Source organism: Variovorax sp. 770b2 (assembly GCF_900115685.1).
Taxonomy (GTDB): Bacteria; Pseudomonadota; Gammaproteobacteria; order Burkholderiales; family Burkholderiaceae_C; genus Variovorax.
Map to the genome: position 1 here is coordinate 442,008 of NZ_FOXJ01000004.1, position 12,846 is coordinate 454,853.

Annotated in this window: 11 protein-coding genes; 10 read left to right on the forward strand and 1 reads right to left on the reverse strand. The window is 63.0% G+C overall.

Annotated features, from left to right (window positions below):
* Positions 1-17: 17 nt before the first annotated feature.
* The 10 genes from BM133_RS23785 (at position 18) to BM133_RS23830 (ending at position 12,095) form a co-directional block, all read left to right on the forward strand.
* Positions 18-569: a (2Fe-2S)-binding protein gene (locus BM133_RS23785; protein ID WP_093439215.1), complete on the forward strand. Its 552-nt coding sequence runs from the start codon at positions 18-20 to the stop codon at positions 567-569.
* Positions 562-2,979: a xanthine dehydrogenase family protein molybdopterin-binding subunit gene (locus BM133_RS23790; protein WP_093439218.1), complete on the forward strand. Its 2,418-nt coding sequence runs from the start codon at positions 562-564 to the stop codon at positions 2,977-2,979. Before BM133_RS23785 ends, BM133_RS23790 begins: the two co-directional genes overlap by 8 nt.
* The gene (locus BM133_RS23795; protein ID WP_093439221.1) at positions 2,976-3,791 is read left to right on the forward strand and encodes an alpha/beta fold hydrolase; all 816 of its coding nucleotides are present in this window, start codon (positions 2,976-2,978) and stop codon (positions 3,789-3,791) included. The genes BM133_RS23790 and BM133_RS23795 overlap by 4 nt, the downstream gene beginning before the upstream one ends.
* Positions 3,792-3,818: 27 nt before the next feature.
* Positions 3,819-4,550 (forward strand): enoyl-CoA hydratase/isomerase family protein, encoded by a 732-nt coding sequence (locus tag BM133_RS23800; RefSeq protein WP_093439224.1) that lies wholly within the window; start codon positions 3,819-3,821, stop codon positions 4,548-4,550.
* A 7-nt stretch (positions 4,551-4,557) separates the two neighbouring features.
* Positions 4,558-5,253: an SRPBCC family protein gene (locus tag BM133_RS23805; protein WP_093439227.1), complete on the forward strand. Its 696-nt coding sequence runs from the start codon at positions 4,558-4,560 to the stop codon at positions 5,251-5,253.
* A 231-nt stretch (positions 5,254-5,484) separates the two neighbouring features.
* On the forward strand, positions 5,485-6,927 hold the full coding sequence (locus tag BM133_RS23810; protein WP_093439230.1) for an NAD-dependent succinate-semialdehyde dehydrogenase: 1,443 nt from the start codon (positions 5,485-5,487) through the stop codon (positions 6,925-6,927).
* 112 nt (positions 6,928-7,039) lie between these two features.
* Positions 7,040-8,011 carry a Bug family tripartite tricarboxylate transporter substrate binding protein gene (locus BM133_RS23815; RefSeq protein WP_093439233.1) on the forward strand — a complete coding sequence of 324 codons (972 nt, stop codon included), beginning with the start codon at positions 7,040-7,042 and terminating at the stop codon, positions 8,009-8,011.
* A gap of 1 nt (position 8,012) precedes the next feature.
* Entirely contained in the window at positions 8,013-9,395 is a 1,383-nt protein-coding gene (locus tag BM133_RS23820) for an FAD-binding protein (protein WP_093439236.1), read from the forward strand.
* Positions 9,392-10,411, forward strand: coding sequence for a branched-chain amino acid aminotransferase (locus BM133_RS23825; protein ID WP_093439239.1), 1,020 nt, complete (start codon positions 9,392-9,394; stop codon positions 10,409-10,411). Before BM133_RS23820 ends, BM133_RS23825 begins: the two co-directional genes overlap by 4 nt.
* A gap of 4 nt (positions 10,412-10,415) precedes the next feature.
* Positions 10,416-12,095 carry a thiamine pyrophosphate-binding protein gene (locus tag BM133_RS23830; protein ID WP_093439242.1) on the forward strand — a complete coding sequence of 560 codons (1,680 nt, stop codon included), beginning with the start codon at positions 10,416-10,418 and terminating at the stop codon, positions 12,093-12,095.
* A 418-nt stretch (positions 12,096-12,513) separates the two neighbouring features.
* Here BM133_RS23830 and BM133_RS34795 read toward each other — a convergent pair whose 3' ends face one another.
* The gene (locus tag BM133_RS34795; RefSeq protein ID WP_143100206.1) at positions 12,514-12,813 is read right to left on the reverse strand and encodes a hypothetical protein; all 300 of its coding nucleotides are present in this window, start codon (positions 12,811-12,813) and stop codon (positions 12,514-12,516) included.
* Positions 12,814-12,846 lie beyond the last annotated feature (33 nt).

A 12,846-nucleotide genomic window follows, 5' to 3' on the forward strand; every position in this document is an offset into this window, starting at 1 on the left:
AAGGAACGTTGCGCCTCATGTCATCCTCCCTCGCCACGGTCGAGATCAAGGTCAATGGTGTCATCCAGCCGCGCGTGGTCGAGCCGCGCACCACGCTGGTCGATTTTCTGCGCGAACACCTGGGCCTGACCGGAACCCACGTGGGTTGCGAACACGGCATCTGCGGCGCCTGCTCGGTGTTGCTCGAGGGCGATCCGGTGCGCTCGTGCTGCATGTTCGCGGTGCAGGCCGATGGCCTGTCTGTGACCACGGTCGAAGGACTGGCGCCGCAGCGCGGCTGCCTGTCCAGGATCCAGGACGCCTTCTGCGAAACGCATGCGCTGCAATGTGGCTATTGCACCCCCGGCATGTTGGTGGCCTGCCACGCGCTGGTCGACAGGACGCCGCATCCCGACGAGGCACAGATCCGCGATGCCATCGGCGGCAACCTGTGTCGGTGTACCGGTTACCAGCAGATTGTGGATGCGGTGAAACTCGCGACCAGTCCCGGCTACGAAGTCAGGGGCAACTCCGAGGCCCAAGGCCTGCCGCCGGGCCACACGGGCATTCCGGGAGTCGCCAATGGCTGATCCGAAAGGTGAGGCGTATCAGGCCTTCCGCTACATCGGCCGTCGCCGCCGGGCGGTGGAGCACCGCCGGTTCGTCACCGGCCAGGGGCATTTCGCGGCCGACGTGCAACTGCCTGGTCTGCTGCACGTGGCCATCGTCGCCAGCCCCTATGCCAGCGCGCGCATCGTGTCCATCGACGCATCCGCCGCGCTGGCATTGCCCGGCGTGCATGCGGTGCTGGACGGCGAGGAGCTGACGCCGGCCGTCGAGCCCATGCTGCCCGGTGTCGATGCGCCACGTGTGACCCGCTACCCGCTGGCGCGCGGTGTGGTGCGCTATGCAGGCGAATGGGTGGTGGCCGTGGTCGCCGAGACGCGCGCGTTGGCCGAAGACGCCAGCGAGCTTGTCATGATCGAATACGAGCAGACCGCTCATGTGGTCGACCCCGAGGCCGCGATGGACGACAACGGTCCGCAGGTGCATCCGGCGCACGGCTCCAATGTGATCTGGCGGCGCAAGTTCACCTGGGGCGAAGTGGACGCACATTTTGCGGCCGCGCAGCACCAGGTCAGCTACCGCGCGCGTTGGGCCCGCAGCTCCACCGTGCCGATCGAGACCTTCGTCGCCACCTGCTCCTGGAACGACGCCACCCAGATTCTCGACGTTTGGGCCTCGATCCAGATGCCCAAGTACCCCGACCTGCTGGCCAGGGCGCTGCGCCTGCCGGGCAACGGCGTGCGGGTGCACTACGACGTGGACGTGGGGGGTAGCTATGGCGTCAAGCGCGGAATCAAGCACACCATCCTGGTCGGCTATCTCGCGCGCAAGCTGGGGCGGCCAGTTCGCTTTCTTGAAGACCGGCTGGAGAACATGCGCGGGGGCGACATGCAGGGCCCCGACCGCATCTTTGACGTGACGCTGGCCTTCGAGGGCGATGGCACGATTCGCTCGATGCGCATGCGCGCGCTCGACGACATCGGTGCGTACTCGGGCCGCTCGCCGCTGCAACTGGGCAAGCCGGTGGGTGCGATCGTCGGTCCATACCGCATCGCTAGCGTCGAGTACGACGCGATCTCGGTGCTGACCAACAAGACCCCGCAGGAGGCAGTGCGCGGCTTCGGCCAGGCGCCGACCAACTACGCCCTGGAAACCGGCATCGACAAGGTGGCACGCTTCCTGGGCATGGACCGCATCGAGCTACGCCGCCGCAACATGATCGGCAAGGACGAGTTTCCTTACCTGATTCCCAGTGGCACGTACTACGACTCGGGCGACTACGCCACCGTGTTCGGCAAGTCACTGGACGCCGCGCCGTACGAGGCCATCGTGGCTCAGCGCGATGCCATGCGCGCCCAGGGCCTGCTGGCCGGCATCGGCGTCTCGACCTGCCTTGAGCCTTCGGGTGGCAACTCGGCTTTCGAGCCGCTGTTCAACCCCAAAAACAAGACCACCACCTGGATGGACTCGTGCCTGGTGCGCATCGACCTCAATGGCTCTATCACTGCGCTGATGGGCACCTCGACTTCGGGACAGGCGCACGAGACGCTGGTGTCCACGGTAGTGGGAGAGGTGTTGCGGCGCGAGCCCGACAGCATCCGCGTGCTGCATGCCGACTCGCTCAACGCGTTGCCGTCCAACAGCCCGGTAGGCAGCCGCATGGCCATCATGCTGGGTGGTGCGGCCGCCGGCGCAGCCAAGAAGCTGCGCGCCAAGTTCCTGCGCATTGCCGCGCACGACCTGCAGTTGCCCGAGGGCGAGTTGACCTACGAGGATGGCGACGTATTCGCGACGGCGCAGCCGGACAAGCGCCTGAGTTGGGATTCGCTGGTGGAAATTGCCCACCGCCATTACCACCGCATGCCCCAAGGCATGGAGCCGGGTTTGCAGGAGAAGTTCGTATGGGAAGTGCCCACGGGCGGCGGGCTGCCGACCAAGGACGGCCGGATCCAGATGTACCCCTGCCACTCGTTCGAGTCGCATGTGGTGCTGGCCAGCATCGATCCGGAAACCGGCAAGGTCGGCATCCACCGCTATGTGTGCGGCCATGACTGCGGCGTGATGATCAGCCCGGATGTGGTGCACGGCATGACCTACGGTGGCATTGCCCACGGGCTTGGCGCGGCGTTGATGGAGAAGTTCGCGTTCTCGGAAGAAGGCCAGCTCTTGTCCGGCACCTTCATGGATTACCTGCTGCCGAGTTCCGAAGAGGTGCCGGCCATCACTATCGTCGACCACTGCACGCCGTCGCCGCTTACCGAGTTCGGACAGAAGGGCTCGGGCGAAGCCGGTTACCTGGGCAGTCCCGCCGCCATCGCCAGCGCGGTCAACGATGCGCTCGCGCCCCGCGGTGCGTCGATCGACTTCCTGCCTATGACACCGCAGGCCATCTGGCGCGCCCTTCAGGCACCCGCTACGGAGACAGGAAGATGAATGCCGTCGAGCAACGCAGCGTCGCCGGCGCGGCCGGCGAACTGGCCGTGTTTGTGCAGGGCGATCCGACCGGACCGGCAGTGGTCATGGCGCATTCGGTGCTGTCGTCGTCGATGATGTGGGAAGTGCAGGCAGCGCTTCTGGCCGTGCGCGGCTTTCACGTAGTGCGGGCCGATACCCGGGGCCACGGTGCATCGGCAGCACCGGTGGGCCCCTGCACGCTGGACGACTTGGCCGCCGACACCGTGGCGGTGCTGGATGCATTGCGCATCGACAAGGCGCACTGCATCGGCCTGTCGCTTGGCGGCATGAGCGGCTTCGGCCTCGGCATCCACCATGCAGACCGCTTGCTGAGCCTGGTGCTGTGCGATTGCCGGGCCGATGCGCCCGCCGCCTTTGCGGCGCCGTGGGACGAACGCGTCACAACGGCGCTGCAGCACACCAGTTGCGCGCCGTTGGCGCAGTCGACCATCGAGCGTTGGTTCGGAGTTCCTTTTCTCGACCGCCATCCGGCAGTGGCGGACCGGTTTCGCGCCACCGCTGCGGCGACCTCGGTAGAGGGCTTCGTCGGCTGCGCGCGTGCCATCCAGCAGCTGGACTATCTGGGCAGCGTGCCGCGGATCGCCGCACCCACGACCCTGATTGTCGGCGCCAACGATGGCCCGCTGCCCGGTGCATTGCGAGACATCCAGACGTTGCTGCCCGGCGCCGTGCTGGAGGTGATTGCCGATGCGGGCCACCTGCCGAACATCGACCGGCCCGAACTTTTCAACGCCGCGTTGCTGCGGCACTTCGAGCGCCTCGGCAACTGACATCACCCATATTTCTGGAGAGAGACCATGCACCCCCAATTGAAGATCGAACAAGACGGCCGACTGCTGCGCGTCACGCTGAACCGCACCGAGGACAACGGTGTGTCCGACAGCATGGCGTCCGCACTGTCGGTCGTGCTGCTCTCGGCGCACGAGACTTCGGACGCGGTGCTCCTGCGCAGCGCGGGCCCTGACTTCTGCACCGGCCGCATCCGCGATGCCGGGCCGACGCCGGCGGCCAGCGAGGCCTATACGCGCCGAGATGAATACGACGGCATCTTCGGCAGTTACCACGCGATGCGCAGCGCCAAGGTGCCGGTGATCGGCGTAATCGAGGGGCGCTGCATGGGCTTTGGCACTGCGATTGCGGCGTTGTGCGACGTGAGTTTTGCCAGCGACGCCGCGAACTTCAATATCCCCGAGATCGGCCACAACGTGATGCCGACCATGGTGATGTCGGCCGTCTATGACCGCATGAACCGAAACGCCATCCTTTGGATGGCCTATTCGACCGACTTTATCGATGCCGAGCGCGCGATGGCGTACGGCATCGTCAGCAACGTCGTACCAGCGGCGGCACTGAACGCCGAAGTCGACCGCTTCTGCCGGGTGCTCCTGAGCCGACCACGCCCCGCGATCCTCGGCTTGAAGGAATACCTGCGCGTCGCACCACGGATGGACGAGCAGGCTGCAATCGACTATGCCCGCAGCCTCCATTCGATGGTGAACACCTCGGCGGCCATGAAGAAGAGGCACTGAGCGCATCATGCAAATTAATGGCACCCAGAGCATCGGTGCACCGCGCCAGCAGGTGTGGAATGCGCTCAACGATCCGGTCATCTTGAAGTTGTGTCTTCCGGGGTGTGAGTCGGTCGAGCGCGTCAGCTCCGACGAATTCCGCGTGCTCATGGCCGCGGCAATCGGCCCGCTGCGGGCGCGCTTCAACGGCAAGCTGCGCATGACCGAGTCCAGGCCGCCCGAATCGTGCCTGATGACGTTCGAGGGGCAGGGCGGTGTGGTGGGCTTCGGCAAGGGTTCTTCGTCGGTGTCGCTGGCCGAGACGGTCGACGGCACCACGCTCAACTACACCGCCAACGCGCAGGTGGGAGGCAAGCTCGCGCAGGTCGGCTCGCGGCTGATTGATAACGTGGCGCGCAAGATGGCTGACGATTTCTTCACCGCCTTACGTCGACAGCTCGTGCCTGTCGATCTGCCCATCGAGTCTGCTGCGGTGTTGCCGACGTCGCCCGCGCCGGAGTTCGCCGCTGGCGCGTCGCCTTTGACGACTGTCTCGTCGCCTGCAGCGCATGCGGGAATGTCGATGGCCAAGCAGAACCCGGGAGCGCTGATCGCGCAAGCGCCGCAAACTGCGCCCGTCGCAATGGTCCCGGCATGGTGGCTCGCCGTAGCGATGTTGCTCGGTGCCGTGACTTCGCTGGCCGGCATCGTTGTGGCGCGGTAGTCCACAAATCCAGGATTTGGAGAGAGGGGCAAGCATGACATCGCGAACTCAAGCCTTGCGACACGGCGACAACACGCTTGAACGATCTTTCCGTAGGGGGGAAGTCCTCCGGCGTGAATAAAGCTGACACAGCAACAGATTCCATCGTTTGTGCGCTCGAGGGCAGTCCAACAGAATTTGGAAGACCGCGCTGCAGACAGCGCGGCACGTTTCATTCTTCAAGGAAGACAAGTGCAGACTTCGCTCACTCACACGCAACTGCTGATCGATGGTCGCTGGACCGACGGTGCATCCGGCCGCAGGCGAGACGTTGTCAATCCTGCCACCGGCGCGGTGGTCGGAACGGTCGCCTATGCCGATGAACAGGACCTCGCGCAGCTTGCCGACGCCGCGGCCAGTGGATTCCGCATGTGGCGTCATACGACGGCCATTGAACGCGCAAACTTGATGCGCAAGGCGGCGGTGTTGCTGCGCGAGCGCGTGGAAATCATCGCGCGCCTGATGACGCTGGAGCAGGGTAAGCCGCTCGCCGAGGCCCGAGTTGAAGTCATGAGCGGTGCCGACACGATCGAATGGTTCGCCGACGAGGGGCTGCGCACTTATGGCAGGGTCGTTGCGCCGCGCAATCTCTCCGTGCAGCAACTGGTGTTGAAAGAGCCGGTAGGTCCAGTGGCGGCCTTCACACCCTGGAACTTCCCGATCAACCAGGCGGTCCGCAAGATCTCCGCAGCCTTGGCCACGGGCTGCTCGATCGTGGTGAAAGCGCCGGAGGAAACGCCGGCTTCGCCAGCCGAACTGTTAAGGTCTTTTGTCGATGCTGGCGTGCCTGCCGGCGTGGTCGGACTGGCCTACGGCGAGCCGTCCGAGATCTCCAACTACCTGATTCGGCATCCGGCAATCCGCAAGGTCACATTCACGGGTTCGACGCCAGTCGGCAAACAGCTGGCGTCGCTGGCCGGCCAGCACATGAAGCGCGTGACGATGGAACTGGGTGGCCACGCGCCGGTCATCGTTTGCGAAGACGCCGACATCGGCAATGCGATCCGGGCCACGGCTGCCGCAAAGTTCCGCAACGCGGGCCAGGTCTGCATTGCGCCGACGCGCTTCCTGGTCCACAACAGCATCCGCAACGAATTCACGCAAGCCTTCGTCGAACACACCAAGGGCATTTCCGTGGGCGACGGACTTGCGGTGGACACGCAGATGGGCCCGCTTGCGAATGAGCGGCGGTTGACCGCCATGGCGCACTTCACCAAAGATGCGCTGGCCCGCGGTGCCACGCTGGAGCTTGGCGGCAGGCGCATTGGTGAAGTGGGCAACTTCTATGCGCCGACCGTGCTCGGCAACGTTTCGCTGGACGCGGAAGTCTTCAGCAACGAACCTTTCGGTCCTGTGGCCGCGATCCGCGGTTTCGACGACCTGGACGAGGCGATCGCGGAGGCCAACCGCCTGCCCTACGGATTGGCCAGCTTTGGCTATACGCGCTCCATTCGCAATGCGCACCGTCTGGGCAACGAGCTCGAAGTGGGCATGTTGTGGATCAACCAGCCCGCGCTGGCTGTGCCCGAGATGCCGTTCGGCGGCGTCAAGGATTCGGGCTATGGCTCGGAAGGCGGCCCTGAAGCCATGGAGTCCTATCTCGTGAGCAAGTCCGTATCCATCATGTCCTTGTGAAAGCGCGCCTGTAGATGTCGCATCCACTCCCGATCAATCACCGTTGGAGCTCATGAGGGGCCCGCGGCATCGCGGCGCTTGGCGCAACACTTCGGAAGACGAAAGAGACAATATGAAAAAAGCGGTAATGTGGATTTGCACCATCGCCATGGCGACGGGATTGATGGGCGGGGCGCAAGCGGACGACTCCTGGCCCAGCAAGCCGGTGCGCGTCATCGTCCCATTTCCTGCTGGCACGTCAGCCGACGTCACGGGGCGCGCTGTTGCGGCGCTGCTGGCACAGCAACTGGGTCAACCCTTCATCGTCGAAAACCGCCCGGGCGCGAGTGGAACTATCGGACAAGCAATCGCGGCCAAGGCCGAGCCCGATGGACACACCATTCTGATTGCGTCCTCCTCCTGGACAGTCGTGCCGGCGACCATCCCGCATCTGTCTTTCGATCCCCTGAAGGACTTCACCGGCATCACCATCCTTGCGCAGATTCCAAACGTTCTCGTCGTCAGTCCGGCCGCCAAGATTTCTTCTGTCGCTGAACTCGTGGCCTTGGCCAGGTCACGACCTGGCAAGCTCAACTATGCAACCGTAGGCACTGGAAGTGCGATGCATCTCAATGCCGCGCGTTTTCAGATCAGTGCAGGCATCGACGCAGTCCAAGTACCCTACAAGGGGTCGCCAGAGGTCCTGACCGATTTGATAGGCGGGCAAGTGGATTTCTGCTTCTGCCCGACCTCGAATGTCTTGCCGATGATCAAGGACGGAAGGCTCGTTCCTCTGGCCGTGGGATCCAGTCGCCGCTCGTCTGCGCTGCCGGATGTGCCAACAACCGAGGAAGCCGGCTTTCCGAATTCCGCCTACAACTTCTGGATCGGGCTCGCTGTGCCGGCCAAGACGCCACAGTCCGTGGTCCAGCGGCTGCATGCGGAGACCGTGCGGGCCTTGAACCGGCCAGAAGTGAAGGCGCGCTGGGATGCGCTGGGACAAGAAATGCAGATCTCGACTCCCGAACTGTTCAGTGCTCGTCTGCGTGACGAGATGACATCCAACGCGGCGCTTGTGAGAGCCGCAAACATCAAGGAAAACTGAAATGTACGACGTATTGATTGTTGGACAGGGGGCCGCGGGCCTTGCCGCCGCCATCAGTGCGATCGAGCTTGCACCCCAGGCACGCGTCGCAGTGATCGACCGCATGCCCGCGGCGCAGGCGGGGGGAAACACGCGCTGGAGTCCGTCGAACATGCGGATGAAGTCCCTGCATGAGGTGTCGCCCAATTTCGAAGCAGACATGATGACTGCGAGCATGGGACGCGGCGACCAAGCATATTTTCACGAATTGGCTGTCTGCGCCCCTGATACGCTGCACTGGGCCCAGCAGCAAGGTCTGCAGTTCCAGACGATGGACTACTTTCTGAAAGCGTGGCCTACACGCATTCAACCTGTGGGGAAAGGGGCAGGAATCATCGATGCCTTTGTGAAATCGGCAAAGGAAAAGGGCGTCGAGTTTCTCTATGAGTGTCAGGCCGCCAGCCTTCTCACCGATTCGAACAATGCCGTTGAAGGCATAGCGACAGCCGACGGTCGTAGGCTTCTCTCCAAAGCCGTTGTACTCGCATGCGGAGGCTTTCAGGGCAACCCGCAGATGATGCGTGAGGAGTTTGGCGATCGCGCCGAAACACTGCGACCCATCTCTCCGGGGACGGCACACAACGACGGCGAGGGCATCCGTATGGCGTTGGCCGCCGGCGCTCTGGCCTCGGGCGATTGGGAGGGCATGCACATTGAACCTGTTGATCCGAGGAGCCAAAATCCTGCGGCACTTGTTCTGGTGTATCCCTATGGAATTCTGGTCGATCGCGATGGACGGCGGTTCTTTGACGAGGGGGGCGCGTTGGTCCACGAGACGTGGGAAGAGCTTTCTCGCGTCATCCACTTCGACCTTCCGGGAAGCGTCGCCTGGACCATCGTCGATTCCCGGGTGTTGGACATCCCGGACTACGAGAGTGCAGTGCGGTCCGAGGTGCCGCCGTTGAAGGCTGACACCATGGAGGAGTTGGCAGTGCTTGCCGGGATCGATCCCGATACGCTCGCGGACACCGTGTCGCAGTACAACGCGGCCTGCATTGGCATGCCGACGCAGTTCGATGCCTCGCGGGTAGATGGCCTTTCCACCGCCCTGGACGTCACGCCGAAAAAATCAAACTGGGCATTCGCATTGCGCAAGCCTCCTTTTCTTGCCTTTCCGGTGGCAGGAGCCATCGTCTACACGTTTGGCGGCCTGTCCACCGATCTCGGCGCACGCGTGAGAGGCCAAGGTGGCCCCATTTCCGGGCTCTACGCGGCTGGCGAGATCACCGGACATTTCTATGCCCGGGCACCGAACGCCGTGGCCGTGATGCGGGCGCTTGTATTCGGGCGCATTGCGGGGCGCAACGCCATTCAGATGACATATGGAGAAAGACCAGGTAAATGAACGCAAGTACAAAAGAAGATGCTGCGCGCCCCGCCTTTGGTGCTGTGCTCGTCGATCACATGGCTGTCGCGGCCTATGGTACCGGGGCATGGGCCCCATTTGAAATACGCCCGACCGAGGCGATCCCGATGCATCCGGGCGCTCATGTGCTGCACTACGCTAGCAGTTGCTTCGAGGGCTTCAAGGCTTATCGCGGTCCGGATGGACAGGTGAATGTCTTCCGGATGGACCGTCATATCGAGAGGCTTCGCCAGAGCGCACGAGCGCTTGCGCTACCGGTTCCGGGCACGGAGCAGCTCGACCAGATGATCCGTGCCTTGATCGATCGAACTCGCAGGAGCGTGCCCGATGCGCCGGGCGCGCTCTATCTTCGACCGCTGCTGTTCGGCACCATGGCCGCCATCGGAGGCGCCGCCACGCCGCCCACGGAGGCGCTCCTGATCGTGATTGCGAGTCCCGTGTGGGACTATTTCGAAGGCGGGGCCAAGCCATTGCGTATCTTTGTCGACGATCAACATCAACGTACGGCGCCTCACTTGGGCGAGGTGAAGGCCGGTGCGAACTACGCCGCGGCAATCGGGCAGACCGTGATCGCACGGCAGCAGCATGGTGCGGACCAGGTGCTGTTCTGCCCGCAAGGGCAGGTGCAGGAAACGGGAGCAGCCAATTTCGTGCTGCTCAGGGACAGGCATCTGCTCACCCGCAGCTTGGACAGCACCTTCCTGCATGGCGTGACCCGCGACTCCCTGCTGACCATCGCTCGCGATGAAGGCTACCGGGTGGAGGAGCGAAACTTCGACGTCGCCGAGATGTTGGCGTGGGTGTCGACGGGCGAGGCGGCTCTGGCGGGCACGGCGGCCGTTCTTGCGGGTGTTGGAACGCTGATTCATGGCGAAGAAGAACATCGCGTTGGCGATGGCGCAGTCGGACCGATAACGCAAAATCTCCGCTCGCAGTTGGTGGACATCCAGCAAGGTCGCGTTGAAGATAGATTTGGCTGGCTGACGCCGGTTTGATGCCATGAAAAAACCAGAACTGGGGATGCGTCACGGGGGGCGAATCCTGGCCGATGCCTTGGTAGGCCAAGGGGTCACGATGGCGTTTGGTGTTCCCGGCGAAAGTTATCTCCCGCTGTTGGACGGCCTGCACGACGTGCGAGATCGGCTTGCATTTGTCTCATGTCGCCACGAGGGTGGGGCGGCCTACATGGCCGAGGCTTACGGCAAGCTCACCGGTCGGCCAGGTGTCTTGTTGGTCACACGGGGGCCGGGGGCAACGAACGGCGCCGTTGGTGTGCACACCGCTTTCCAGGACTCCACCCCCATGGTGGTGCTGGTGGGCCAGGTCGGCAATGCGATGGCCGAGCGCGAGGCGTTTCAGGAGATCGATTACCGGCGCATGTTCGGACCGATGGCTAAGTGGGTCGCACAGATCGACCGCATCGACAGGATCCCGGAATTCGTCAGCCGGGCGTTTCACACAGCAATGGCGGGCCGGCCGGGACCTGTGGTTTTAGCTCTTCCGGAGGACGTTCTTTTTTCCGAGGCATCTGTCGCCGATGTCGGCCATCATCACGTGGTCCGAGCCGCTCCGACAGCGCAGGCGATGGGCCAGTTGGCGACGATTCTGGAATCCGCTCAGCGCCCACTGCTGATCGTCGGAGGCAGCGGGTGGGATCGCCCGGCTCGAAGGCGCCTGCAAACCTGGGCCGAGGCAAACGGTCTGCCAATCTGTACGTCGTTCCGTTGCCAGGATTTGGTGGACAACGATAGTCCTTGCTATGTTGGAGACATGGGGATCGCCATCAATCCCCAACTCGCGCAGCGCATCAAGGAAGCCGATGTTCTATTGGTCATCGGTGCTCGTCTAGGCGAGATGACGACCCAGGGCTACACGCTTCTCGAAGTTCCCCATCCTCGGCAACGCTTGGTGCATGTTCACGTGGGGGCCGAGGAAATCGGGAAGGTCTATTTTCCTGAGCTTGCCATCAATTCCGGGTATCCCGAATTCATAGCGGCATTGGAGTCGACTTCGTTGCGCGCCAATGCGCAATGGGGGGGGCAAACGGCCGCGGCTCGCGCGGACTATCTCGAGTGGAGCGTGCCTCGACGCATGCCGGGTGATGTTCAGTATGGCGAGATTGTTCGATGGCTGAGTGACCAGCTTCCTGACGACGCGGTGCTCACAACCGGTGCTGGAAACTTCACTGGATGGGTGCATCGTCATTTCGCCTTCACCGGATCTCGCTCGCAGCTCGCTCCTACAAACGGATCGATGGGCTACAGCTACTGTTCCGCCCTGGCTGCCAAGTTGCTTGCCCCCGAGCGGACGGTCGTGGCAGTGTGCGGTGATGGCGACTTCCTCATGAATGGGCAGGAAATCGCGACCGCAGTTCAACACGGTGCCCAGTTTGTCGCGTTGGTCGTGAACAACGGACTCTATGGGAGCATTCGGATGCACCAGGAAAGGCACTATCCTGGCCGGGCTATCGGCACAGCGTTACACAACCCGGATTTTGCCGCGTATGCACGCGCATTCGGGGCTCATGGCGAAACGGTGGAACGCACTCAAGAATTCGCGCCGGCGTACGAACGCGCGCGAAACTCTGGAAAACCCGCTTTGATCGAGTTGCGTGTTGATCCGGAGGCCATAACGCCGAGCATGACTTTGTCAGGAATTAACGGTGCCTTCGGTGGATAGAAATTGATCGATCGGCGGTGCGGAGAAAAGAGAACCATCCCCACCTTCGGCGCGTCCGAAGCGCTTCTTGCCGAAGCACAGATTGTTGTATCGATGCCGAATGGGGCTATCGCCGGGATTCGTCTCGGCGGACGGCGCGTCGGCCGACGATCAGATCGCCGCGTTCATTGCCTCGATGGGTGCGCGCCTTCACTTCAGACGGGGAACGACGTGCCGAAGGTCTGACTATTGGGCTCAGCATTGCCTATCATGGGCGGCTCGCAGCTATATCGCTTCAGATGAACGAACGGCTGCAGCCGACCTGACGCTGATCAGGTTGCCTATTGGGGTCAGGGCTCCGCTTTGTCGCTGTCCTGCGTATCGGCCTCAGTCCCTTTCCGGCAGGCAACCGCAGCGCAGCACCCTAGGTGCGAAGGCGTCAGCGACATAAGCCCACAGGGTCGAGACAAGCAAGCTCGATGCACGGCACGACATAGCGGCAGACGAAGTCGGCGACGCACCCCGGCAGCAGAAGAGAGCAGGCGGGCGTGCCTGCATCCGGCACTTTCTCTCTTCTGAGAAAATCCCCGCATCGCTTCTCGATGGCTGTTGCCTCTGGCTTTATGGAACTATCCGCCGCGAGTGTGGCGTCATAGCTCGCGATCTTTTCGGTGAGCTTGACGAGTTCCCGAAGGTCTGATTTGCTTTGGTAAACATTTTTGCTATGAATCGCTGGCAACGAACTGGCGTAAGGTCCCTTGTCATTAATTCG